Source organism: Streptomyces radicis (genome assembly GCF_003626575.1).
GTDB lineage: Bacteria > Actinomycetota > Actinomycetes > Streptomycetales > Streptomycetaceae > Streptomyces > Streptomyces radicis.
Genome location: NZ_RBDY01000016.1, coordinates 71,684 through 96,838, shown reverse-complemented (window position 1 = coordinate 96,838; position 25,155 = coordinate 71,684). Strand labels below are relative to the sequence as shown.

Below are 25,155 nucleotides of genomic sequence, written 5' to 3'. Positions count from 1 at the left end.
CTGATCCGCGCACCTGTTCACCCCCGGAGGGCACCACCATGGCCGAGCGCCGCGTCTCCATCGGCTGGGCAGAAGGGCTGCACGCCCGTCCCGCCTCGATCTTCGTCCGCGCCGCCATGGCGACCGGCGTCCCGGTGACCATCGCGAGGAAGGACGGCCCCGCGGTGAACGCCGCCTCCATGCTCGCGGTGCTGAGCCTGGGCGCGGAGGGCGGCGACGAGATCACGCTGACCTCTCGGGCGGAGGACACGGCGGCAGCCGAGGCGGCGCTCGACCGGCTGGCGAAGCTCGTTTCCGAAGGACTTGAGGAGCTTCCGGAAACCGTGTGAATACATGCGCACACAAGGCCGCCAATTCCGGGCACGGAAATGGCGGCCGCGCCATTCACGCAACGGAATTCGGGCGGGCCATTCCCAGGTGTATACGGTCGCTGTTAAATCTGGCCGCGCACTGTGTTTACGGCAGGTTTCGGGCTTCTCACCGCGACCGCCCTGAACTGCCGCCTCGCGGGGGTGGCCCGGTCGAGCTGGGCCGCCGACAGGGCGCGGGCGCGTTCGGCGTCGCCGCGCGCGATGGCGTCCACCAACGCGCCCCGCTCCTGCCACAGGACGACGGCGCGTGAGACGGGCTCCGCGGTGTAGAGCCAGGTGATCTTGCGGCGGATCTGGATCAGCAGCGAGGTCAGCCCGGGCGAGCAGGTGGCCTGGGCGACCGTCTCGTGGAACCAGTCGCCGAGCGACCGCAGGTCCGACTCCTGCCCCTGGCCTGCGCGCTGACGCCCGAGGCGCACCAGACCGCGCAGCACCTTCAGGTGCGCCTCGGTGCGCCGCTGCGCCGCCCTGGCCGCGCCGAGCGGCTCGATCAACGCCCTGATGTCGAGCAGATCGGCCGCCTCGCGGTCGCCCAACTCCGCGACACAGGCCCCGGCGTGCCGCCGCGAGACGACGAAGCCCTCCGACTCGAGCGTGCGCAGCGCCTCGCGCACCGGGACGCGGGAGACGCCGTACCGCTGCGCCAACTGCTCCTCGGCGAGCCGGACACCCGGCGGCAGGACACCGGCGACAATGTCGTCACGGATCGCCGTGCATACCGTGTGCGCGGAGATACGCATGAACAAACCCCCAAGGCAAGCCGGCGTCTGCCCTGTCGCATTACTACCGGGTCACTGGGGGGAACTGTATGGCACAACTCCGTGAATGCCGATAGCGCCCCGGTAAAACGAAGCGTTTTTCGGCCTCGAGCCGAAGCGCGCATGAAGCGCGGTCACTCCCGGGGAAGCGCGCGCGAATGCCCGCGGCCCCCGGCGCGCACGCCGAGGGCCGCGGCGCGGGTCGCCGCCCCGGGTCAGCCGCCGAGCACCGTCACCTCGCCGATGCCGAGCTCCCGTACCGGCCCGGCGATCTGCTCCGCGTCCCCCACGAGGACCGTCACCAGGCGGTCGGCGGGGAACGCGCGGACCACCGCGGCCGTCGCCTCGACCGCGCCCGTCTCGGCGAGCCGGGCGTAGAGCGTCGCCTGGTAGTCGTCGGGCAGCTCCTCCTCCACCTGGTCCGCGAGCGTCCCGGCCACCGCGGACGCGGTCTCGAAGCTCAACGGGGCCACGCCCACCAGGTACTGGGCGGCGGAGTCGCGCTCCTCGTCGGTGAGCCCGCCATCGGCGAGGTCGCGCAGCACCGTCCACAGGTCGGCCAGGGCGGGCCCTGTCACCTCGGTGGCCACCGAGCCGCGGATGCCGAGCAGCGAGAGCCCGGTGCCGTCGGCGCGGGAGAGCAGCACCTGGCTGAACGCCCTGATGCCGTAGGTGTAGCCCTTCTCCTCGCGCAGCACCCGGTCGAGGCGCGAGGTGATCGTGCCGCCCAGGCAGTACACGCCGAGGCGGCGGGCCGGGTGGACCGGGTCGTGCCGGTCCGGGCCCGTACGGCCGATGAGCAGCTGGGTCTGCACCGAGCCTGGGCGGTCCACGATGATGACGCGGCCGGTGTCGTCCGCCGTGACCGGCGTCCAGGCGAACGGCTCGCTGGCCTTGCCGGTCCAGGCGCCCAGGGTGCGGCCCAGCTCGGCGTCCAGGTCGATGCCGGTGAAGTCGCCGACCACCACGACCGTGGCGGCCGAGGGCCTGATGTGCGCCTCGTAGAAGGCGCGCACGGACGTGGCGTCGATGCGCGCGACCGTCTCCGCCGTGCCCTGCCTCGGCCGGGAGATCCGGGCCTCGGCCGGGAACAGCGAGGCGTAGAGCGCCATGGCGGCGCGGCGGGCGGGGTTGGCCAGCTCGTGAGGGATCTCGTCGAGCCGATTGCGGACCAGCCGCTCGATTTCGCTCTCGGCGAAGGCGGGGGCGCGCAGCGCGTCGGCCAGCAGGTCGAGCGCCTTGCCGAGCCGGGAGGCCGGAACCTCCAACGACACCCGCAGGCCCGGGTGGTCGGCGTGCGCGTCGAGGGTGGCGCCGTACCGCTCGAGCTCGGCCGCGAACTCCTCGGCGCTGTGCTTGTCGGTGCCCTCGTTCAGCGCGCGGGCCATGATCGTGGCGACGCCCTCCTGGCCCTTGGGCTCGGCGGCGAGCGGCGCGGTGAGGTTGACCTCGACGGCGATCAGCCGCTGGCCGGGGCGGTGGCTGCGCAGCACCGTGATCCCGTTGGGGAGGCCGCTGCGCTCGGGCCGGGGGAACGCCCAGGGCGTGGGCTCACCGCCGGTGGGCCGGGGATGGAGCTGCATGGCTGGCTTGGCCTCGGTCACTGGTCAGCCCCTTCGGCGTCGATGATGTCGGTTCCCTCGGTGGCCTCGGCGTCCGCGTCCTCGGTGGGCTCGGTGGGCTCGTAGACCAGCACGGCTCGGTTGTCGGGGCGGAGCCTGGCGGCGGCGACGGCCCGCACCTCCTCGGGGGTGACCTCCATGATCCGCCGCACCGCGGTCAGCGCGAGCTGCGGGTCGCCGAACAGCACGGCGAAGCGGCACAGCTCGTCCGCCCTGCCGCCCACGGTGGCCAGCCGGTCGAGCCACTCGCGCTCGAGCTGCGCCTGGGCGCGCTCCATCTCCTCCGGGGTCGGGCCCTCGGCGGCGAACCGCGCCAGCTCCTCGTCCACCGCCGTCTCGATCTCGGGGACGGTCGCGTCGCCCGAGGTCTTGACGTCGAGCCAGCCCATCGAGGGCGCCCCGGCGAGCCGCAGCAGGCCGAACCCCGCGGTGACGGCGGTGCGGTCGCGGCGGACCAGGCGGTTGTGCAGGCGGGACGAATCGCCGCCGCCGAGCACGGTGAGCGCGAGGTCCGCGGCGTCTCCCTCGCGCGTTCCGTCGTGGGGCAGCCGGTAGGCGGCCATCAGGGCGCGGGCGGGCACGTCCTCCTCGATCACCTCGCGCAGCTCCTCGCCGATGACGTCGGGCAACGAGCCGTCGCGCGGGGGGCGTTTGCCCTCGTGCGAGGGGATCGAGCCGAAGTACTTCTCCACCCACGCGAGGACCCGCTCGGGGTCGATGTCGCCCACGACGGCGAGCACGGCGTTGTTGGGCGCGTAGTAGGTGCGGAAGAACTCATGCGCGTCCTCGAGCGAGGCGGCGTCGAGGTCGGCCATCGAGCCGATGGGGACGTGGTGGTAGGGGTGGCCCTCGGGGTGGACCTTGGCGGTCAGCCGCTCGAACGCCGTGCCGTAGGGGACGTTGTCGTAGCGCTGGCGGCGTTCGTTCTTCACGACGTCGCGCTGGTTCTCCAGGGACTTCTCGTCGAGCGCGCTCAGCAGCGTGCCCATGCGGTCGGCCTCGAGCCACAGGGCGAGCTCGACCTGATGGGCGGGCATGGTCTCGAAGTAGTTGGTGCGTTCGAAGCTGGTGGTGCCGTTGAGCGAGCCGCCGGCTCCCTGGACGAGCTCGAAGTGGCCGTTCCCTTCCACCTGTTCGGAGCCCTGGAACATCAGGTGCTCGAAGAGATGGGCCAGCCCGGTGCGTCCTGGGACCTCGTGGCGCGAGCCCACGTCGTACCAGAGGCAGACCGCGGCGACGGGGGTGAGATGGTCCTCGGAGAGCACGACGCGCAGTCCGTTGTCCAGGCGGTGCTCGGTCGCTGAAAGCCCGCCGACGGAATCCTGCGGAATGGCCGTGTGGCCCATGGGGTCGGGTCCCTTCGCTCGGACGGTCGGAGTCCCCGCCACCTTATGCAAGGTGAGCCGGGGTGTGCGAAGTTCTCGCTTGTCGGTGGAGCGGGCCACAATGGTCCGCGGTAACCCGTCCACCCGTACGAAGGAGCCCTGCCGCGATGGCCCGCCGCAGCACGCAGTCCCCGCCTCCCGAGGAGTTCGAGGAGCGCATCCTCGACATCGACGTCGTCGACGAGATGCAGGGGTCCTTCCTCGAGTACGCCTACTCGGTGATCTACTCCCGTGCGCTGCCCGACGCGCGGGACGGGATGAAGCCGGTGCACCGGCGGATCCTGTACCAGATGCACGACATGGGGCTGCGGCCCGACCGCGGCTATGTGAAGTGCGCCCGGGTGGTCGGCGAGGTGATGGGCAAGCTGCACCCGCACGGTGACACGGCCATCTACGACGCGCTGGTGCGCATGGCCCAGTCGTTCTCGATGCGGCTGCCGCTGGTGGACGGCCACGGGAACTTCGGCTCGTTGGGGAACGACGACCCGCCCGCCGCCATGCGGTACACCGAGTGCCGCTCGGCGCCCGCGGCCGGGCTGATGGTGGACGCGATCGACGAGGACACCGTCGACTTCGCGCCCAACTACGACGGCAGCGAGCGCGAGCCGGTCACGCTGCCCGCCGCCTATCCCAACCTCCTGGTGAACGGGTCGAGCGGCATCGCGGTCGGCATGGCGACGAACATGCCGCCGCACAACCTCGGCGAGGTCATCGCGGCGGCCCGCCACCTGATCCGCCACCCCGCGGCCGACCTGGCGACGCTGATGCGCTTCGTGCCGGGGCCCGACCTGCCGACGGGGGGTCAGATCGTGGGCCTCGACGGCATCCGCGACGCCTATGCGAGCGGGCGCGGCACGTTCCGGATGCGGGCGAAGGTGACGGTGGAGAAGGTCTCGGCCCGCCGCAAGGGGCTCGTCGTCACCGAGCTGCCGTTCACCGTGGGCCCCGAGAAGGTGATCGCCAAGATCAAGGACCTGGTCAACGCCAAGCGCCTCCAGGGCATCGCCGACGTCAAGGACCTGACCGACCGCGAGCACGGGCTGCGCCTGGTCATCGAGGTGAAGAACGGCTTCAACCCCGAGGCCGTCCTCGCCCAGCTGTACAAGCTGACGCCGATGGAGGAGACCTTCGGCATCAACAACGTCGCGCTGGTGGACGGCCAGCCGCTGACGCTCGGGCTGCGCGAGCTGCTCCAGGTCTATGTGGACCACAGGTTCGAGGTGGTGCGGCGGCGCAGTGAGTTCAGGCGGGCCAAGCGGCGGGACCGGCTGCACCTGGTCGAGGGCCTGCTGGTGGCGCTCGTCGACATCGACGAGGTCATCAGGATCATCCGTTCGAGCGAGAACGCCGCGGAGGCCAAGGAGGGGCTGATCGCCCGCTTCGGGCTCTCCGAGGTCCAGACCCAGTACATCCTGGACACTCCGCTGCGGCGGCTGACCAGGTTCGACCGGATCGAGCTCGAATCCGAACGCGACCGGCTGACCGCGGAGATCGAGGAGCTGACCCGGATCCTGGACTCGGACGCCGAGCTGCGGAAGCTGGTGTCCGGCGAGCTGGCCGAGGTCGCCAAGAAGTACGGCACGCCGCGCCGGACGGTCCTGATGGAGTCCGAGGGCGCGCCCGCCGAGGCGCTGCCGCTCGAGGTCTCGGACGACCCGTGCCGCGTGCTGATGTCGTCGACGGGGCTGCTGGCGCGGACGGCGGACGGCGAGGCGTCGTTCGAGGCGACGGACACGCCGCAGTCCACGTCGCGCGGGAAGCACGACGTGGTGGTCTCGGCCGTGGCCTCCACGACCAGGGGCGAGGTGGGCGCGGTGACGTCCACGGGCCGCCTGCTGCGGATCGCGGTGGTGGACCTGCCGCAGCTGCCGAGCCGCGCGTCGGCGCCGAGCCTGGCGGGCGGGGCGCAGGTGTCGGAGTTCCTGTCGCTCGAGGGCGACGAGCGGGTGGTGTGCCTGACGTCGCTCGACGAGTCGTCGCCGGGGCTCGCGATCGGCACGGAGCAGGGCGTGGTCAAGCGGGTGGTGCCCGACTACCCCTCGAACAAGGAGGAGTTGGAGGTCATCACCCTCAAGGAGGGCGACCGCATCGTGGGCGCGGCCGAGCTGCACACCGGCGAGGAGGACCTCGTCTTCATCACGAGCGACGCCCAGCTGCTGCGCTACCAGGCGAGCCAGGTGCGGCCGCAGGGGCGGCCCGCCGGTGGCATGGCGGGCGTCAAGCTGGCCGATGGCGCCTCCGTCGTCTCCTTCACGGTGGTCGATCCGGCGCGGGACGCCGTGGTGTTCACGGTGGCGGGGGGCAGCGGGACGCTGGACGACTCGCTGGGGACGGCCAAGCTGACGCCGTTCGACCAGTATCCGCGCAAGGGGCGCGCGACGGGCGGGGTGCGCTGCCAACGGTTCCTCAAGGGCGAGGACCGGCTGGTGTTCGCGTGGGCAGGGGCGGCTCCCGCGCGGGCCGCGACGGCGACGGGCGCGCCGGTGCCGCTCCCCGAGACCGACCCGCGCAGGGACGGCTCGGGCGCGCCGCTGGCCAAGGCCGTCGCGGTGGTCGGCGGCCCGGTGTAGCCGGTCCGCGCGGCGGTCAGCCCCTGGGGTCGGCCGCGCCCTCGGGGTCCTCCACCTCGACGCGATCGGCGGGGTCGGCCGGGTCCGCCGGGTCGCCATGGTCGACATACCGGAGGAACTCCCCGTGGGCGCGGCCCCCTTCGGCGCCCTCCGGGGCCCCGGGGGCGGCGACGCACGCGTCGAGCTCCTTGCGCAGCGCCCCCGCGTCGATGCCGGAGCCGATGAGGACCAGCTCGGTGCCGCCATCGGGCGAGGCGGGGTAGAAGCGCAGGAACCGCCCGACGGCGTGGACGGCGAAGCGCTCGGCGCCCACCTGGACGAAGCCCTTGATCCGGTAGAGGCCAGGCGGCCGCTCGTCGAAGAAGCGCATCAACGGGCCTGGCGCGAGCGGCGTCCCGGCCGTGAACGCCACGCTCTCGTGGTGGGTGTGCGGGTGGTCGTCCGCGGTGGCCGCCGCGTCGAGGTCGGCGAACGACAGCTGCCGCGGCCCCCGCGCGGGCTCGCCCGCGGCCTCGGGGTCGAACAGCAGCCGGGGGTCCACGCGCCCGTGCGCGGCCTCGACGACCGGGGCGCCGCCGCCGCGCCGCCGCAGCTCGGCGGCGAGGGCCAGGCGCGTCGCCCCGTCCACGCGGTCGGTCTTGTTGAGGACGATGAGGTCGGCGACGCCGGGGTGGCGGGTGCCCGCGGGCTCGGCGGCGTCCACGACCAGGACGAGGCCGCCGTAGACGATGCGGTCGTTCTCGCTGGCGAGGATCATCCGGATCAGCGCGGGGGGCTCGGCGAGGCCGCTGGCCTCGACCACGAGCAGGTCGATCGCGGCCTCGGGGCGGGCGAGCCGGTCAAGGGCCGCGTCCAGGTCCTCGGTGTCGACGGCGCAGCACAGGCAGCCGTTGCCGAAGGAGGCCATCGCGTCGACCTGTCCCGCCACGGTCATGGCGTCCACGGGGATGGACCCGAAGTCGTTGACGACGGCGCCGATGCGGACGCCGGAGCGGTTGCGCAGCAGGTGGTTGAGGAGCGTGGTCTTGCCCGCGCCCAGGAAGCCGGCCAGCACGATGACCGGGATCCTGCGGCCTTGCGCGCCCCGGCCGTTGATGCCATGCATGCGTCGAACGATACGCCGGGCGGGCACCCCGGCGGCGCCGGAGAGGCGCGCCGCCGGGATGCCGCCCCGGGGGATCCGGCGTCAGGAGGCGTACGCCTCCAGCTCGGCGAGCTGACCCGCGGGCCAGCCCGTGTTGGCGGTGAACACGAGGTGCAGGTAGCGCACTTCGGTGGAGCCCGGCAGGGTCTGGGCGACCTCGTTGCCGCGGGCGGGGTCGAAGGTGTAGAGCCGTGAGGCGACCAGGTCGGTGAGGGATCCCGGCTGGTCGCCGCCGCGGATCGTGATGGTCTGCGAGCGGGTCTCCCAGGCCGCGGGCGGGGGCAGCTTCAGGACCACGCGGCCCACCTCGGTCGGCGCGCCGAGGTCGACGGTCAGGGTCTCAGGGAAGCTGTGGTTGGCGGACTCCCAGTAGGTGGAGGCGTTGCCGTCCACGGCGTTGGGGCCGCTGTGGACATCGGTGTGGCTGGTGACGGTGACGGGCCTGCCCGCCGCGAGGTTGCGGTCGGGGTCGGGCTCGCCCGGGGTGTCGCCGGGCTGGGGCCAGGTCGAGCAGTCGGTCCACTCGCCGTCCCAGCCGGAGTTCCCGCCGCCGTCGTCGAGCCGCATCGGGGCGATGCCGGTCGGATAGGGGCAGTTGTAGACGCCGGTCACGCCGACGCCCGTGGCGGTCACGCCGCTGATGGTGGCGGATCCCGTGGTCTCGGCCTGGAAGACGACGGTGCCGACGTTCCGCACGGTGGCGCCGTCGATCGTGACGCGGTCGGCCGCGAGCCCCGTGCCGCCGCCCGAGACGAACTGGAACGCGCTCCACGGGCTGTCGATCACCGTGGTGTCGGTGATCCTGACGTCCGCCTCGATCGGGTGGTTGTAGGGGTCGACGCGCAGCGCGGACATGGGGTGGTTCCAGTTGGGGTTCATGGCCCCGGTGCGCACGAGCGTGTTGCCGTGCACGGTGATGGTGCCGGCGAGGGGGAAGAACGGCTGGAGGAACGCCTGGTTGGAGATGGCGATGCCGCTGCCCAGGGCGTTGGTGTCCTGGACGTGGTTGTTGGTGACGCTGATGTTCTCGCCGCCGTAGATCGCGATGCCGTTGGCCAGGTTGGGCTGGATCACGGTGTTGCTGTCGAACGTCGCGTCGCGGTTGATCTGGGGCAGCGACCACATGGCGAGCGCGTCGTCACCGGTGTTGCGGACGTAGTTGTTCCGCACGGTGATGTCGTCGGCGTTGCCGTTGAGGTTGAGGCCGTCGGCCGCCATGTCGACGATGCGGTTGTCCTCCACGACCAGGCCGTCGTTGGTGCCGGTCATCCACAGGCCGACCTTGAGGCGCTGGAGCCACAGGCCGGAGACCGACGAGCCGGGCCCGAGGCTGCCGTTGACGGCGTTGTCGGGGTCGCTGTCCACGCGCTGGGTGACGTCGCCCACGACGGCGAAGTCGGCGAGGTGGACGTCGCCGGGGGACTGGCCCTGGTTGATGAAGCGGGAGCTGCGCACGATCGAGTGCCAGTTGCCCGCGCCGCGCAGGGTGACGTTCTCGACGTAGAGCGGCTGCTCGACGCGGTAGGTGCCCGGCGGGATCCACACCGTGCCGCCGCGGCCCTGGGCCACGGCCTGGACGAACGCCTGGGTGGAGTCCGCCTGGCCGCTGGGGTCGGCGCCGAGGGAGGTGACGTCGAGCGCGCCGGGGGGCGGCGAGGCGGGCGCGGCCACCTGCTCGAAGTCGACCGAGTCGATCGTGTAGTCGCCCGCGGTGTCGCCCGGGTCCACCCGGAGCGTGACGGTGTCGCCCGCGGCGAGGTCCTGGCCGAGGAGCAGTCGGCCGTGGTTGAAGAAGTGGTGCGTCTTCGACCCGGCGATCCACGGGGCGTCGAAGTAGGCGTACCGGGAGGTGACGTCGAGGCGCTGGTCGAGCCGCTGCCCTTCGGCGTACACCGACAGGGTGCCGGAGGCGCCGTCCTGGAGGCTGTAGACGACGGTGATCGCGTTGGCCGGCTCGTCGAGCGTGAACTCCACGTGCTGGCCCGAGGCGATCCGCACCGCCTGGCGGCCCGACGCCTCGGAGGCGACGGTGCCCTGGGTGTGGTCGGGACCGATCACGGTGCCGTTGTGGTCGGCGTCCTCCGCCTCCTGGGAGACGAAGGGGAGGTCGGCGCCGGCCAGTGGGGAGACGTCGGCTGTCGCGGCGGACGGCCGCGCCGCCTCGGCGCCCTGGACCGGGGCCGCCGCCCCGAAGGCGCCGAGAACGGCCGCACACGCTCCGACGGTGAGCGCCGCACGCAGGCGCGGACGGGACCGCCGCGCTGCTTGTGGTGCGGTCATGACATTCCCTTCCGTGGGGGGTGGGGTGGGTGGCGGCCTCGCCGCGGGGGTCAGCCCCGCAGCCAGGCCGCCGTGTCCGGCGGCAGCAGGGCCGCGTCGTCCAGCGGACCGCTGCTGAGCAGGACGGCTGTGTGGGCGGGGAGCGGAACGGGCTCACCCGCCAGGTTGACGGCACAGATCAGCCCGTCGGCGCGGGCGAAGGCGAGCAGCCCAGGCTCGCCCTCGAGCCAGGTCAGCGCCTCCGTGCCGGGGTCGGCCCAGCCGCGCCGCAGCCGCAGGGCGGTGCGGTAGAGGCTGAGCATGGAGTCGGGGTCGTTCTCCTGCCGCGCCGCGGTGTAGGGCGCCCAGTCGGCGGGCTGGGGCAGCCAGGTGTCGCGCCCGCCGAAGCCGTAAGGGGGCCGCTCGCCCTCCCAGGGCAGCGGAACGCGGCAGCCGTCGCGGCCCGGGTCGACGCCGCCCGACCTGTCGTGCATGGGGTCGGTGACGCGGTCGCGGGGGATCTCGGCCTCGGGCAGGCCGAGTTCCTCGCCCTGGTAGATGTAGACGGCGCCCGGCAGGGCGAGGGTGAGCAGGGCCGCCGCCCTGGCCCTGCGGGTGCCGAGGGCCAGGTCGGTGGGGGTGCCGAAGCGCTTGGCGGCGAACGCGAAGCCCGTCTCGGCGCGGCCGTAGCGCGTGACGGTGCGGGTCACGTCGTGGTTGCAGAGCACCCACGTGGCGGGGGCGCCCACCCCGGCGTGGGCGGCGAGCGTGGCGTCGATGGAGGCGCGCAGCTCGTCGGGCGCCCAGGGGCGCGACAGGAAGTCGAAGTTGAACGCCGTGTGCAGCTCGTCGGGGCGCAGATACCGCGCGAACCGCTCGACGTCGGGGAGCCACAGCTCGCCGATGAGCACGCCGTCGTAGGCGTCGGCGACGGAGCGCCACGAGCGGTAGATGTCGTGCAGCTCGTCGCGGTCCACATAGGGGTGCGGGTCGCGCCCCGGCTCGAAGTCCGGCAGGTCGGGGGCCTTGGCGAGCAGGGCGGCCGAGTCGATGCGGATGCCCGCGGCGCCGCGGTCGAACCAGAAGCGGAGGATGTCCTCGTGCTCCCGGCGGACGCGCGGGTGGGCCCAGTTGAGGTCGGGCTGCCCGGGAGCGAAGAGGTGCAGGTACCACTCCCCCGGCGCGCCGTCGGCGGCCTCGGTGCGGCTCCAGGCCGGGCCGCCGAACTCCGAGCGCCAGGCGTTCGGCGGCTCGTCGCCGTTCGGGCCGCGCCCGGGGCGGAAGTGGAACAGCTCGCGCTCGGAGCTGCCAGGCGGGGCGTCGAGCGCCGCCCTGAACCACGCGTGCTCGTCGGAGACATGGTTGGGGACGACGTCGACGATGGTGCGCAGGCCGAGCTGGCGCGCCTCGGAGATCAGCTTCTCCGCCTCGTCCAGGGTGCCGAACGCCGGGTCGATGGCCCGGTAGTCCGCCACGTCGTAGCCGCCGTCGGCGAGCGGCGAGACGTACCAGGGCGTGAACCACAGCGCCTCGACGCCGAGCGCGGCGAGGTAGGGCAGCCGGGCGCGGACCCCGGCGAGGTCGCCGGTGCCGTCGCCGTCGCCGTCGGCGAACGACCGTGGATAGACCTGGTAGATGGCGGCGGTCCGCCACCATGCGGAGGGGTTGTGCGGCACGGGCCGTCCTTTCGGTGATCAGGTGCGATCGGGTGCGATCAGCCCGATCGGATAGCGATCGGCTTCGATCGGGTCGCGGGGGGATCAGCCCTTGAGGCTGCCCGCGGTGAGGCCGGCGAGTATCTGTCGCTGGAATATCAGGAAGATCGCCACGAGAGGAATGCTGGCCAGGACCAGCCCGGCGATCAGCAGGTTGAGCGAGGTGGTGTCAGCTATCCGCTGGAGATAGACGGTGATGGGCTGCTCGGCCGGGTCGGGAAGGACGACGAGCGGCCAGAGGAAATCCCGCCAGAGGGCCGAGATGGAGAGGATCGACACCACGGCGATGATGGGGCGCGAAAGGGGAAGGATGATGCGCCACATCGTGGCGAAAGGCCCGGCCCCGTCGATTCTCGCGGCATCGAGAAGGTCGTTCGGTATCTGGTCGAAGAAGTTCTTGAGGACATAGATGTTGAACGCGTTGGCCGCCGCGGGGAGCCAGACCGCGGCCGGTTCGTTGATGAGGTTGGTGCCGAATATCGGCACGTCGGAGACGGTGAGATAGGTCGGGATGAGCAGGACCGTGGCCGGCACCATGAGCGTGATCAGCATCAGCCCGAGAATGACGTTGCCGAAACGCGGCCTGAGCTTCGAGAGGGCATAGGCGGCCGGTAGCTGAACGGCGAGGCCGAGCAGCCAGGCGCCACCGATCAGGACGATGGTGTTGCCGAAGTATGTGGCGAGGTCCAATTCGTCCCACGCGTCGGCGTAGTTGCCCGGATGCCACTGCTCGGGTACGTAGGTCGGTGGATTGCGGGCCAGCTCGGGCGAGCTCTTCATACCGCCGGTCGTCATCCAGTAGAGCGGGATGATGAACGCGACGGTGAACGCCAGCAGCGCCACGACCAGCAGCGACCAGTAGACCAGCCGACCGCGCGGCGTCCTGAGCACCGCGGGGCGGACCAGGGTACGCATCGGGATCCCCTCTCAGCTCTGTCGGCCGCGGGTGACCCGCAGATAGGCGGCGGAGAAGACGGCGAGCACGGCGAGCAGGAGCAGGCTCATGGCGCTGGCCGCGCCGAAGTTGTTGTAGACGAAGGCATAGCGGTAGATGAGGAGCATCACCGTGACCGTGGAATCCTGGGGTCCGCCACCGGTCATGACGAATGGCTCGGTGAACACCTGCATCGTCGCCACGATCTGGAGAAGAAGCAGCATCAGGATCACAAAGCGCGTCTGCGGGATCGTCACATGCCACACCCGCCGCCAGATGCTCGCGCCGTCGAGCTCGGCGGCCTCGTACAAATCCCCGGGAATGGTCTGGAGCGCCGCCAGATGAATGAGCGTCGCGGTGCCCATGTTGGCCCAGGTGGAGACGATCACCAGCGAGATGAGCGAGGTGTCGGCCGAGTTGAGCCACTGGGACGTCGGCAGGTTGACGGAGCCGAGGACCTCGTTGATGAGGCCGCCCTCCGGCAGATAGAACCAACGCCACATCAGGGCCACGACCACCGGCGGGAGCATCACCGGCAGATAGACCAGGATCCGGAAGTAGGCGCGGGCGTGCCGGAATTCGTTGATCAGCACGGCGGTGAGAAAGGGGACGGCGAATCCGAGCACCAGGGCGTAGAGCGTGAACAACGCGCTGTTGCGCCACGCCGTGCCGAACAGCGGGTCGTCGAGGACATGGGCGAAGTTCTCCAGGCCCACCCAGCTCGAACCCCGGACGAAGTTGACCTCCTGGAAGCTGAGGATCACATTCCGGACGACGGGGTACCAGGCGAAGAGGGCGAAGACCACGAGCGCGGCGCACAGGAAGCCGTACGCGGTGACGTTCTCGGTGAGCCGACGCCGCCGCTCGGGGCCGCGGCGTCGGCTCGCCTCTCGTCCGTGACCCTTGGTCACGGTGGCGGGCGCGGTCATGTCAGGCGGTTTCGTACATCCGGTTGACGGCGGTCTCGGCCTCGTCGAGCAGCGCCCGGATGTCGGCGCCCTCCTCGGTCAGCACGCCCTGCACGACGTTGTCGAGGATCGCGTAGACCTCCTGGGCCCGCGGCGGCTCGATGTGGCCCTCGATCCGGGTGGCCGCGTCCATGAACGGCTGGACGTTGCCGACCGGGACGTTGGCGTGCTCCGCCTTGAGCGCCTCGACGCCGTCGCGGGTCGCGCCGTCCACCCAGATGTCGGGGGTGGGGGGCATCGGCAGGCCGACGGGCAGGTCGTCCTCCAGGGTGTTCAGGACGCGCCGCTCGATCTCATCGGCGTTGACGAAGCGCCACTGGAGCCATGTCATGGCCGCCTCGATCTGCTCGTCCGAGGCGTTGGCGTTGATCATGTAGCCCTCGCCGCCGATCAGCGTGCCCTGGCCGTCGGGGACGGGCGCGAGGCCGAGGTTCTCGTAGGTGCCCTCGTACTGCCGGACGATCATCGGGATGTTGTCGGGGGCGGCGAGGTACATGCCGAGCTGACCCGCGCCCATCTGGATCATCAGGTCCTCGCAGGTGCGCAGCTGCTCGCTGCCCATGGAGTCGTCCTCCCAGCGCATGGCCTGGAGGTTCTCGAGCAGCTCGACCGTCTCGGGGGAGTCGAACGCCGCGCGCCAGGCCTCGCCGTCCCGCTCGGCGACCTGGCCGCCCTTGGAGTAGATGCTCGCGGTCAGGTGCCAGCCGCCGGTGTTCTCGATGGTGCACTCGCCGTAGCCGACCGTGCCACCGCCGAGTCCCGCGATCGCGTCGGACGCCTCGCGGACCTCTTCCCACGTGGTGGGCGGCGCGTCGGGGTCGAGCCCGGCCTCGCCGAACAGGTCGCGGTTGTAGAGCAGACCCATCGAGTAGTTGGCCGTGGGGATCCCGAACTGGCGGCCCTCCTCGTCCTGGAACACCTGATGCAGCTCGGGCCGTATCTCCTCGAACTCCGGGTGGGCGTCCATGAAGTCGGTGACATCCGCGGCGTAGCCCTGCTCGATGATGCGGGCGGGATCGGTGAAGTAGACGTAGAAGACGTCCTCGAGCTCGCCGCCCGCGATGCGGGTGTTGAACGTCTCCGGCTCCATGAAGCCCTCGTGCGGGACGATGTCGATGTCGGGGTGCGCCGCCTCGAACGCCTCGACCTCCTCGTTGAACACCGCCAGCTCGAGCGCGTCGGTGTTCGGAGGCATGCCGTTGATGTCGAGCCGGATCCTGCCGTCCCCGCCCTCACCGCCGCCGTCGTCGGACGAGCAGGCGGTCAGGCCGACGGCGAGAACGGCGACGGTCGCGACGCAGCGGCGCACATGCCGGTAAGCACTGGATGACATCGGTGTCCCCTTGGTGAGCATGGCCGGGAAGTGGGCGACACTCAACCACCGATGTCAGCAGCGCGCAATATACTGAGCTTAGATTGCAAAAAACTGACTGCTAGCTGTTGTCCCGCCGTGGCGCGGGGCCTGTCGACTCGCGCACGACCAGCTCGGGCTCGAACAGCAGCTCGTCGCGGGAGACGTCGCGACCGCCGAACTGCGCGACCAGCACCTCCACCGCGGCGCGCCCGATCGCCTCGATCGGCTGGCGCACGGTGGACAGCGGAGGGGACGTGCACGGCATGAGCGACGAGTCGTCGAAGCCGACCACGGACAGGTCGTCGGGGACCGCGAGGCCGCGGCGCCTGGCCGCCCTGACCGCGCCGAGCGCTATCACGTCGCTGGCGCAGATCACCCCCGTCACGCCGCGGTCCAGGAGCGTGGACGTCGCGGCCTGCCCGCCCTCGAGCGTGTACATCGCCCGCGCCACCCGCTCGTCGGGCAGCTCCCCGCCGCCCGCCCTGGCGGCTGCCCTGGCCGCCTCGAGCTTGCGCTGCGAGGGGATGTGGTCGACGGGCCCGAGGACGAGACCGATCCGCTCGTGGCCGAGCGACACCAGGTGGCGCCACGCCTGCTCGACCGCGACGGCGTCGTCGCAGGAGACCCGGGGGAAGCCGAGCCCCGGCACCGACGCGTTGATCAGCACGACCGGCAGGCGGCGTTCGGCCAGGAGCCTGTAGTGCTCGTGCGAGGCGTCGGCCTGCGCGTAGAGGCCACCGGCGAACACCACGCCGGAGACCTGCTGTTGGAGGAGCAGGTCGACGTAGTCGGTCTCCTGGATGCCCCCCGGCGTCTGGGTGCACAGCACGGGCACCAGGCCGCGCTGGGCCAGCACGCCGCCGAGCACCTCGGCGAACGCCGGGAAGATCGGGTTCTGGAGCTCCGGCAGAACCAGGCCGACCAGCCTGCCGCGCTCCCCGCGCAGCTGCGTCGGCCGCTCGTAGCCGAGCACGTCGAGCGCGGTGAGGACGGCCTGCCGGGTGGCCTCGGAGACCCCCGGCTTGCCGTTGAGGACCCGGCTGACCGTGGCCTCGCTCACGCCCACCTTCTGCGCCACCTGGGCAAGTCGTCGCGTCATGCCCGCAAGAATAACGCAAGCGACGCAAGCGAATTGCGTGCACCCATCATCGACCAGCGGGCGACCGCCGCCCGGGGCCCGTGTGACAGCAGAGGTTAGCCTTACCTGTGTGAGCACGTGCACCGCCGCCTCACTGGCGTGGGCCGAGCCCCTCGCCGGCACCGCGGCCACCGCCAGGACATGGCTGCTGGTCGAGCAGCCCGGCCCCTGGGGCGCCAAGGCCCTCCTCCGGAGCCGCCTCGACCCCGAGGTGGGCGCTGCGCTGAGCGCGGCGGCGGACGGAAGCGCCGGGGTGCGCGTGGCCCTCATCAGGCGCCCGGGGCGCACCACCGGCGGCCGACGCGCCTTCCTCGCGCACACCGCGCCGGGCAACGCCTGGATCCGCGTCCTCGCCGACACCGACCCCGCGCGGCTCACCGGCCTCGACTTCGCCAGGCTCGCGCAGGGTCACCACGACGGGATCGGGGAGCCCTACGACGGCGCCCCCCTCGTCCTGGTGTGCACCAACGGCACCCGCGACCGCTGCTGCGCCCTGCTGGGGCGCCCGCTGGCCGCCGAGGTCGCCACCGCGGGCGGCGCCGACGTCTGGGAGATCACCCACCTCGGCGGCCACCGCTTCTCCCCCACCCTGCTGACACTGCCGCACGGGTACGCCTACGGCCGGATGACCCCGGTCGGCGTCAAGAACACCGTGGCGGCGCTGGCCCGGGGGCGCGTCGCCCTCGAGGGCTGCCGCGGGCGCTCCACGTGGGACCGCCCCGGGCAGGCGGCCGAGCTGGCCGTGCGGGCCCTGATCGGCGAGGAGGGGGCCGACGCCCTGACGGAGGTCATCACCTCGCGCGCCCAGGACGCCACGGGCGAGGGCGCGGCGTGGACGGCGACCGTCTCCCACGCCGATGGCCGCCGCTGGTCGGTGACGCTCGCCGAGGGGCCGACCGGGGCGGCGGCCCCCGCCTCGTGCGGGGCGGCGCCGGCGCCCGTCGCCCGGCTCACCGCGCGGGCCATGGAACGCCTGCCCTGAGCCCGCCGCGCCCGGCGAGCCGGGGCGGCCCGCTCAGGTGTCGATGCGCGAGCGGTCCAGGGTGGCGGCGGAGCTGGAGATGAACTCACGGCGGGGAGCCACCTCGTTCCCCATCAGCAGGCTGAACGCCTCTTCGGCCGCCTCGAGATCGCTGATGTTGATCCGGCGCAGGGTCCGCTTGCGCGGGTCCATCGTGGTCTCGGCGAGCTGGTCGGCGTCCATCTCCCCCAGGCCCTTGTAGCGCTGGATCGAGTCCTTGTGGCGGACCTTCCTGCGCTCCAGGTCGAGCAGCGTGTCGCGCAGCTCCTGGTCGGAATAGGTGTAGACGTACTTGTCCTGGCCCCGCCTGGGGTTGCTCAGCTCGATCCGGTGCAGCGGCGGCACGGCGGAGAAGACGCGGCCCTGCTCGACCATCGGCCGCATGTAGCGCTGGAAGAGGGTGAGCAGCAGACAGCGGATGTGCGCGCCGTCCACGTCGGCGTCCGCGAGGAAGATCACCCGGCCGTAACGCGCCTGGTCGATGTCGAACGTCCGCCCCGACCCGGCTCCTATCACCTGGATGATGGCGCTGCACTCGGCGTTCTTGAGCATGTCGGAGACCGAGGACTTCTGGACGTTGAGGATCTTGCCGCGGATGGGCAGCAGCGCCTGGAACTCGGAGTTCCGCGCGAGCTTGGCCGTGCCGAGGGCGCTGTCGCCCTCGACGATGAACAGCTCGCTGCGGTCCACCTCGTCGCTGCGGCAGTCGGCCAGCTTGGCGGGGAGCGCCGAGGACTCCAGGGCCGTCTTGCGGCGCTGCGCCTCCTTGTGCTGCCGCGCCGCGATGCGCGTGCGGGCGGCTGCCACGACCTTGTCGAGCACCGCGCGGGCCTGCTGCTTGGCGTCCCGCTTGGTCGACGTCAGGAACTCCTTCAGCTCCTTCGCCACCACGTTCGACACGATGCGCGCCGCGGCCGAGGTGCCGAGCACCTCCTTGGTCTGCCCCTCGAACTGCGGCTCGGCCAGCCGGACGGTCACCACCGCCGTGAGGCCCTCGATGGCGTCGTCCTTGGTGATGTCGTCCTCGGCGACGCGCAGGAGCTTCGCGGAGCGCAGCACGTCGTTCACGGTCGTGCGCACGGCCCGCTCGAACCCCGCGACGTGGGTGCCACCCTTGGGGGTGGCGATGATGTTGACGAACGACTTGAGTGTCGTGTCGTAGCCCGTGCCCCAGCGCAGCGCGACGTCCACCTCGAGGTCGCGCCTGACCTCGGTGGGGATCATGTGGCCGCGGTCGTCCAGGACCGGGACGGTCTCCTTGAACGTGCCCTGGCCGGTCAGCCGCAGCACGTCGCACACGGGCTTGTCGGGCGCCAGGTACTCGCAGAACTCACTGATGCCGCCGTCGTACCTGAAGACCTCGTCGGACGCCTCGGCGCCGTCCACGCCCCGCTCGTCACGCACCGTGATGGTCAGCCCCGGCACGAGGAACGCCGTCTGCCGGGCGCGGGCGTGCAGCGTCTCCAGGGAGAGCTTGGCGTCCTTGAGGAAGATCTGCCGGTCCGCCCAGTACCGCACGCGGGTACCCGTACGGGTCTTGGGGATCTTCTTGCCCTTGAGCAGCCCGCTGCTGGGGTCGAACGGCGCGTCCGGGCCCCACTCCGTGAAGATCCCGGGGGTGCCGCGCCTGAAGCTGATCGCGTGCGTGCGGCCGCCGCGGTCCACCTCGACGTCGAGACGGGCGGACAGGGCGTTCACCACGGAGGCGCCGACGCCGTGCAGGCCGCCCGAGGCGGCGTAGGAGCCCCCGCCGAACTTCCCACCGGCGTGCAGCTTGGTCATGACCACCTCGACGCCCGAGAGGCCCGTCTTGGGCTCGACGTCGACCGGGATGCCGCGCCCGTTGTCCCTGACCTCGACCGAGCCGTCGTCGCGCAGCAGCACCTCGATGCGGTCGCAGTGGCCGCCGAGCGCCTCGTCCACGGCGTTGTCGATGATCTCCCACAGGCAGTGCATCAGACCGCGACTGTCCGTTGACCCGATGTACATCCCGGGGCGCTTGCGCACCGCCTCGAGGCCCTCGAGGACGAGCAGGTGCCGCGCGGTGTAGTTGCCCCCGGGATCGGATCCGGTCAGCAGTGCGGTCGATGGCACGGACGTGTCGGCGGTCACGCAGTTCGCTCCTCGCTGAATCCTGATCGGTGGCAGAGTGCCGCTCAGAGGGTACCGAGGCCCTGTAGAGCGGTTGTGCAGCTACCCGAGAAGTATCAGGGTAACCCAGAGTCGCTCACGTGTTCGATGACTCGGCCGGGTGACGCCAACATCACGTTCCCTTCGAGGCATGAACCATTTAGGGTTCGGGCACGTCCTCCTGAACGAAGGAGGGGAGCCCGGGTACACGGAAGTAGCCGGAATAAGAACCACCAGACAACGCTTACACGAAACAACTACCGCAATACGGCTCTTTCGCCGCCATACGGCAGCGTTTGGCCATCTCGGAAGATTTTTTCGCCGAGAAGCCGCGAGCGGGAACGTTCTCGGCCTGGTTGGATGTTGTCCCTGGTACGACAGCTCGTCGAGCTAGAGAAGAGGCGACGTGACTACTGTTCTGACCCCCGCGACCCCGCTGACGGCCGGGGACCGCTGCGATCGCTGTGGTGCCCAGGCGTATCTCCGCGTGGTCCTCATCAGTGGCGGAGAGCTGCTGTTCTGCGCCCACCACGGCCGCAAGTTCGAGCCCGAGCTCAAGAAGATCGCCGCTGAGATACAGGACGAGACGGAGAAGCTGACGGCGACTCCCGCGTCCGCGAGCAACGACGAACGTTGACCTGACGTCTCGCGTCTCCACCACCGACGGGCTGCGTCCGGCCGCCCACGCCGGATGTCGGGCGGTCTCCCCTCGTCACTCGGGGTGACCGCCCGTTGCCTTGTCGGGCCGGATCGTCGGGCCTGATCGTTCTTGTCCCTCCGGGCGTCCGCGCGCCCCTGACGCGCGAACGCCGACGGCGGCGGTGGTACGCACCCCGGGGGTGCGTACCACCGCCGCCGTCGGCGTTGTGGGGGCCCGGGACCGGCCCCGGCGCTCCTCAGTCCAGGTAGTCCCGCAGAACCTGCGAGCGGGACGGGTGGCGGAGCTTCGACATGGTCTTGGACTCGATCTGCCGGATGCGCTCCCGGGTGACCCCGTAGACCTTGCCGATCTCGTCCAGCGTCTTGGGCTGGCCGTCGGTGAGGCCGAAGCGCATGGAGACCACTCCGGCCTCGCGCTCGCTGAGCGTGTCGAGCACGGAGTGCAGCTGCTCCTGCAACAGGGTGAAGCTCACCGCGTCCGCCGGGACGACCGCCTCGGAGTCCTCGATCAGGTCACCGAACTCGCTGTCGCCGTCCTCGCCGAGCGGGGTGTGCAGCGAGATGGGCTCCCGGCCGTACTTCTGGACCTCGACGACCTTCTCCGGCGTCATGTCCAGCTCCTTGGCCAGCTCCTCCGGGGTGGGCTCACGGCCCAGGTCCTGGAGCATCTGCCGCTGGACGCGGGCGAGCTTGTTGATCACCTCGACCATGTGCACCGGGATGCGGATGGTGCGGGCCTGGTCGGCCATGGCGCGGGTGATCGCCTGGCGGATCCACCAGGTCGCATAGGTGGAGAACTTGTAGCCCTTGGTGTAGTCGAACTTCTCCACGGCCCTGATCAGACCGAGGTTCCCCTCCTGGATCAGGTCGAGGAACAGCATGCCGCGGCCCGTGTAGCGCTTGGCCAGGGAGACCACCAGGCGGAGGTTCGCCTCCAGCAGGTGGTTCTTCGCGCGGCGGCCGTCCTCGGAGATGATCTCCAGCTCGCGGCGGAGCTTGGGGGCGATCTTGTCCGAGCTCGCGAGCTTGTCCTCGGCGAAGAGGCCCGCCTCGATGCGCTTGGCCAGCTCCACCTCCTGCTCGGCATTGAGCAGGGGGACCTTGCCGATCTGCTTGAGGTAGTCCTTGACCGGGTCGGCGGTCGCGCCCGCGGCGGCGACCTGCTGCGCCGGGGCGTCGTCCTCGTCGTCGTCGGAGAGGACGAAGCCCTCGTTCTCCTGCTTGGCGCCCTCGGGGCCCTCGGCCGGGGCGGCGCCCCTGGCGGCCCGCTCCGCGGGCTCTTCGAGGCCCGCTTCCTCGCCCTCGAGGAACTCGTCGACGATCTCCTTCTTGGAGTCCGTCTTCTTGCCCGGGGCCGCCGTCTTCTTCGCCGCGGTCTTCTTGGCCGGAGCCTTCTTGGCCACGGTCTTCTTCGCGGGAGCCTTCTTGGCGGGGGCCTTCTTCGCCGTGGGCTTCTTCGTGGCGGGCCTGGCGGGCGCGCCTCCGACGGCCTCGGCGTCCTCGAGCCCGATGGCGGGCTCCTCCGGGCGGGCGGTGGCCGTGGCCTTCTTGGCAGGCGTGGTCTTCGCCGCGACCGTCTTGGTCGCGGTGCGCTTGGACGCGGTCTTCGCGGCGACACTCTTCCGGGTGCGCTTGGACGTCTCGGCATTCACCATCAGCGTCACGCCCTCCTCGTCGAGGATCTGGTTGAGGCTGCGCAGAACGTTCTTCCACTGGGTTGCCGGGATCTGGTCAGCCTCGAAGGCCCGGCGCACGTCGTCGCCGGCGATCTGCCCTTCAGCCTTGCCCCGCTCGATGAGCGCCATCACAGAATTGGACTCGGCGATCTCTGCGGGGAGAGCACGGGAAGTACTGGCCGACACGAACAACCTCTCGGAAACTCTGGGAACGGCTTCGGGCCCCGTCCGAAGCGGACAGGACCGGTCACCGACGGCGGGGTCAGCCGACGGCTGCGGTGGAGCGGCGGCGGACCACCGGTCCGGCCACTGCTGCCACCTCTTGAAACATCGCGCTGCTCCCCGAAGCGTTACGCAGCTTTCGCGTGTCGCGAGTCACACCGCACGCTCGACTGTAGCGGGCCGGGGCAGAAGCGTCGCCGGAGCCCTGCCCCGATCCGGCCCGGCGACACCCCCGTCCCTTCCGTATCAGTGTTCGCGTGGGGCCGGGACCACGTGGTCCGCGCCCGCGGCGGCCGGTCCGCCCGCCGGGGCGGCGGCCTCGGACGGGGCGCTGAGCAGGTGCCGCATCGCGGACTCGGCGGCGGCGGGGTCGCCGGCGGAGACCGCGTCCACGATCCGCTGGTGCAGGGCCACCGACGCCTCGGTCGGCTGCTCACAACCGGAGGCGGCGCCCCCGGAGACCTGGAGGGCGGCGGCGACGATGCCGGAGAGGTGCTCCAGCATCCTGTTCCCGGCGGCCTGGAGGAGCAGGCCGTGGAACTCCGCGTCGGCGCGCGAGAAGGTGAGGGCGTCCCCCTGCCCCAGGGTGTGGGTCATGATGTCGACCATGTCGCCGAGGCGCTGGCGGACCTCCTCCGGGGCGTCGACCGCGGCGAGCCTCGCGGCCAGGGGCTCGATCGTGAGGCGGAGCTCGCACAGCTCCCGGCGCTGGTCCTCCCGCTGGGGGCCGAAGGCGCGCCACTCGATGATGTCGGGGTCGAGGAGATTCCAGTCGCCGACGGGCCGGACGCGAGTGCCGACGTTGGGGCGCGCGCTGACGAGGCCCTTGGCCTCGAGGACGCGGAGGGATTCACGGACGACGGTGCGGGAGACCTCGAAACGCTGGCCGATCTCCTCGGGAACGAGCGGCCGGTCGGCGCCGAGGTCGCCGGAGACGATCATCTGTCCGAGCTGCTGGACGAGTTGGCCGTGGAGGCCACGGCCACGGCTCCCGGCGGCGCGGCGGCCGACGCGGCTCATGTCCGGGTCGCCGTCCCAGGCCGGGGCGTTGGTGATGCGGGCGGCTCCGGTGGATTCGGCGTAGGAGTAGCGGTCGAACTCGCCCGGTCCGGCGGGGCCGGAGTCGGCGGAGCGAGTGGCGGTCATCATCGAGTGCGCAAGGGTAGTCACGCCTCCTTTGTCGGCGGCCCTCGTTGGCACCTTGAGGTCTTTGGTGAAAAGCACACGAAAGGGTGATCGGCGACTCCTGCATAATTGACGCCTAACCGGAAGCAAATGGTCTCGTCTTGCGCAATGCGGACACGGGAAGCGGGTGTTGAGGCCGGAACCCCCCGCGTCCGACGCCTGGTCGGGGCCTTCTCTGACGGTCAGCGGACTCCGTTCCGCAGGCTGACGAGGGCATATCCACACAGGAGCACGGCGAGCGAGAGCCCGAGGGCCCAACCGATCGGACGGGACGCGAGATGCGCCGTTGCGGACACCCAACGATCGACTCCGGAAGGGAACGGAAGCGAGGTCAACGCGTGCAGCCGGCCTGGCAGTCCGTCGAGGGACGGTCCGCTCCAGCCGTGCAGCAGCGAACGCAGCGCCGGGGCCAGCGCCAACGGCACGGCGGCGACCGCCGCAAGCCCCACCAGCGTCGAGCGGAAGATACCCGCGGCGAGGAGCCCGGCCCAGGCGCAGCCGACGGAGAGCGCGGCGGTGCCGAGCAGCGCGAACTCCCATGACCCGTCGACCGGCATGTCCTGGCCGAACAGCAGGGTGAACGACGTGGAGTTGACCGTGATCGCGGCGCAGCACAGCAGGAACGCCACCACCGCCGAGACCACCAGCTTGCCGGTCAGCAGGGACAGCCGCCGCGGGATCGGCACCCGGGCGGGGACCAGCGCGGGAAAGCGGAACTCCTGCCCGAAGGCGAGCGCCCCGAGCACGCCGGCGACCATCGCCACGGGCGGCAGGGGCAGCTGGTCCGCCCAGCCGGTGAGCACCCGCTCCGCGGGCTGGGTCCCTGAGGAGGCGAGGGCGAGCGCGGTGACGAGCCCGGCCAGCAGCGCGGCCGCCATCAGCCACCAGGCGGTGCGGACCCCCGCCCAGCGGCGCAGCTCGTACCGGACGGGCCACGTGGGACCCGGGGGAGGCAGCGCGGGCAGCGGCGGCGGCAGCTCCACGTCGCCCGTCGCCACACTGCTCGCCACCGCGGCCCCGGCCTCGGCCCGTGCCTCGCCCGGCTCCGCCCGGCCGTCGGCCCGGTGCAGGGGCCCGGCCGGAGAGCGGTCCCCGGCGGGGCCCACCTCGTCGGCGAGTTGGTGGACGACGACGCGGTGCTGATAGGCGACCTCCCCGACGACGGCACAGGTGCTGCCGAACACCGAGAGGCGGGTGCCCGACTCCCGCAGGACCTCGACCGGCTCCTCCCCCGCCGGGCGCCCCTCGCCGCGGAACTCCCGTGTCAGCGCGGCCGAGAGCCGGTCGGCATGCGGGGTGATGACCGCGACGCGGGGGCGGAGGCGGGCCCTGGCGAAGTCCTCCGCCGCCTGGTCGGCGACCAGCCGCCCCGCCTCGATGCTGACCACGCGGTCGGCGAACCTGACGGTCTCCTCGGGTCCCCTGGCCGTGATCAGCACGGCGCCGCCCTGTCCCGTGTAACCGCGCAACAGCCCCTGGAGCCAAGCGTTCTCGCGCGGCGAGAGTCCCCGCGCCGGCTCGTCGAGGACCAGGGTGTGGGGGTCGCCGAGCAGCGCGGCGGCCAACCCGAGGCGGCGGTCCATCCCCCGGGAGAGCCGTCCGAGCCGCTGGTCCGCGAGACCGCTGAGCCCCACGACGTCGAGGACGTCCTCGGCGCGGCTGGCCGGTACCCCGGCGGCGGCGGCCAGCATCCGCAGGTGTCCGAGCGCCGTGCGCCCCGGGTGTCCCGCGACCTCTCCGAGCAGGACGCCGATCTCCCGGGCGGGGTGCGGCACCCTGGACAACGGCCGCCCGCGGAACAGGGCGACGCCGCGCCCCGGGGCGAGCTGGAGCATCAGCCGCAGCGTGGCGGACTTCCCGGCTCCCGGTGGGCCGAGCAGCATCGTCACATGGCCGGGGCGCGCGTCGAAGGTGAGATCGTCAACGGCTGGCGGTCGGTCGCGCCGAGACGCGCTGGTGAGTCCGATGGCCTGGATCATCGCTGTTCCCGTTGATCGTGCACCCTGGCACGATAACGGGACATATCGGATATTCCCTGCAACG

18 protein-coding genes are annotated in these 25,155 nt (G+C 71.6%); 4 read left to right on the top strand and 14 right to left on the bottom strand.

All coding sequences use genetic code 11. The features are described from left to right. Window positions 1-38: 38 nt before the first annotated feature. Window positions 39-329, top strand: a complete 291-nt coding sequence (locus tag D7318_RS20325) for an HPr family phosphocarrier protein (RefSeq protein ID WP_120698554.1) — start codon at window positions 39-41, stop codon at window positions 327-329. 104 nt (window positions 330-433) lie between these two features. On the opposite strand, the gene D7318_RS20320 is transcribed toward D7318_RS20325, so the two are convergent. From D7318_RS20320 to D7318_RS20310, 3 genes are all read right to left on the bottom strand, one after another. Then, the gene (locus tag D7318_RS20320; protein WP_120698553.1) at window positions 434-1,111 is read right to left on the bottom strand and encodes a GntR family transcriptional regulator; all 678 of its coding nucleotides are present in this window, start codon (window positions 1,109-1,111) and stop codon (window positions 434-436) included. A gap of 233 nt (window positions 1,112-1,344) precedes the next feature. Next, a complete protein-coding gene (locus tag D7318_RS20315; protein ID WP_120698593.1) occupies window positions 1,345-2,712 on the bottom strand; it encodes a M16 family metallopeptidase in 1,368 nt (455 codons plus the stop codon). Between the two features lie 17 nt (window positions 2,713-2,729). After that, entirely contained in the window at window positions 2,730-4,097 is a 1,368-nt protein-coding gene (locus D7318_RS20310; protein WP_120698552.1) for a M16 family metallopeptidase, read from the bottom strand. A gap of 146 nt (window positions 4,098-4,243) precedes the next feature. Between D7318_RS20310 and D7318_RS20305 the strand changes: the two genes are divergently transcribed. Beyond that, window positions 4,244-6,706 (top strand): DNA gyrase/topoisomerase IV subunit A, encoded by a 2,463-nt coding sequence (locus D7318_RS20305; protein ID WP_120698551.1) that lies wholly within the window; start codon window positions 4,244-4,246, stop codon window positions 6,704-6,706. 16 nt (window positions 6,707-6,722) lie between these two features. Here the strand turns inward: D7318_RS20305 and D7318_RS20300 are convergent, their stop codons facing one another. From D7318_RS20300 to D7318_RS20270, 7 genes are all read right to left on the bottom strand, one after another. Further along, a complete protein-coding gene (locus tag D7318_RS20300) occupies window positions 6,723-7,811 on the bottom strand; it encodes a CobW family GTP-binding protein (RefSeq protein ID WP_120698550.1) in 1,089 nt (362 codons plus the stop codon). A gap of 81 nt (window positions 7,812-7,892) precedes the next feature. Continuing rightward, window positions 7,893-10,130, bottom strand: a complete 2,238-nt coding sequence (locus D7318_RS20295; protein WP_120698549.1) for a discoidin domain-containing protein — start codon at window positions 10,128-10,130, stop codon at window positions 7,893-7,895. 50 nt (window positions 10,131-10,180) lie between these two features. After that, window positions 10,181-11,785, bottom strand: coding sequence for a glycoside hydrolase family 13 protein (locus tag D7318_RS20290; RefSeq protein WP_120698548.1), 1,605 nt, complete (start codon window positions 11,783-11,785; stop codon window positions 10,181-10,183). A gap of 84 nt (window positions 11,786-11,869) precedes the next feature. Continuing rightward, entirely contained in the window at window positions 11,870-12,739 is an 870-nt protein-coding gene (locus D7318_RS20285; RefSeq protein ID WP_120698547.1) for a carbohydrate ABC transporter permease, read from the bottom strand. A 12-nt stretch (window positions 12,740-12,751) separates the two neighbouring features. Next, on the bottom strand, window positions 12,752-13,687 hold the full coding sequence (locus tag D7318_RS20280) for a carbohydrate ABC transporter permease (protein ID WP_120698546.1): 936 nt from the start codon (window positions 13,685-13,687) through the stop codon (window positions 12,752-12,754). 1 nt (window position 13,688) lies between these two features. Next, window positions 13,689-15,059 (bottom strand): ABC transporter substrate-binding protein, encoded by a 1,371-nt coding sequence (locus D7318_RS20275; protein ID WP_120698592.1) that lies wholly within the window; start codon window positions 15,057-15,059, stop codon window positions 13,689-13,691. A 100-nt stretch (window positions 15,060-15,159) separates the two neighbouring features. Then, a complete protein-coding gene (locus tag D7318_RS20270) occupies window positions 15,160-16,179 on the bottom strand; it encodes a LacI family DNA-binding transcriptional regulator (protein ID WP_120698545.1) in 1,020 nt (339 codons plus the stop codon). Window positions 16,180-16,288: 109 nt separating this feature from the next. Here D7318_RS20270 and D7318_RS20265 point away from each other — a divergent pair, with 109 nt between their 5' ends. Next, a complete protein-coding gene (locus D7318_RS20265; protein ID WP_120698544.1) occupies window positions 16,289-17,200 on the top strand; it encodes a sucrase ferredoxin in 912 nt (303 codons plus the stop codon). 33 nt (window positions 17,201-17,233) lie between these two features. Here D7318_RS20265 and D7318_RS20260 read toward each other — a convergent pair whose 3' ends face one another. Beyond that, window positions 17,234-19,351: a DNA gyrase/topoisomerase IV subunit B gene (locus D7318_RS20260; protein ID WP_120698543.1), complete on the bottom strand. Its 2,118-nt coding sequence runs from the start codon at window positions 19,349-19,351 to the stop codon at window positions 17,234-17,236. Between the two features lie 424 nt (window positions 19,352-19,775). On the opposite strand from D7318_RS20260, the gene D7318_RS20255 reads away from it, so the two are divergent. Next, entirely contained in the window at window positions 19,776-20,006 is a 231-nt protein-coding gene (locus D7318_RS20255; protein WP_113685912.1) for a DUF7455 domain-containing protein, read from the top strand. A 259-nt stretch (window positions 20,007-20,265) separates the two neighbouring features. On the opposite strand, the gene D7318_RS20250 is transcribed toward D7318_RS20255, so the two are convergent. The 3 genes from D7318_RS20250 to D7318_RS20240 form a co-directional block, all read right to left on the bottom strand. Next, window positions 20,266-21,897 (bottom strand): RNA polymerase sigma factor, encoded by a 1,632-nt coding sequence (locus tag D7318_RS20250; RefSeq protein ID WP_120698542.1) that lies wholly within the window; start codon window positions 21,895-21,897, stop codon window positions 20,266-20,268. A gap of 276 nt (window positions 21,898-22,173) precedes the next feature. After that, entirely contained in the window at window positions 22,174-23,151 is a 978-nt protein-coding gene (locus D7318_RS20245) for a FadR/GntR family transcriptional regulator (RefSeq protein WP_120698541.1), read from the bottom strand. 143 nt (window positions 23,152-23,294) lie between these two features. Next, window positions 23,295-25,091, bottom strand: coding sequence for an ATP-binding cassette domain-containing protein (locus D7318_RS20240; RefSeq protein WP_120698540.1), 1,797 nt, complete (start codon window positions 25,089-25,091; stop codon window positions 23,295-23,297). Window positions 25,092-25,155: the final 64 nt, after the last annotated feature.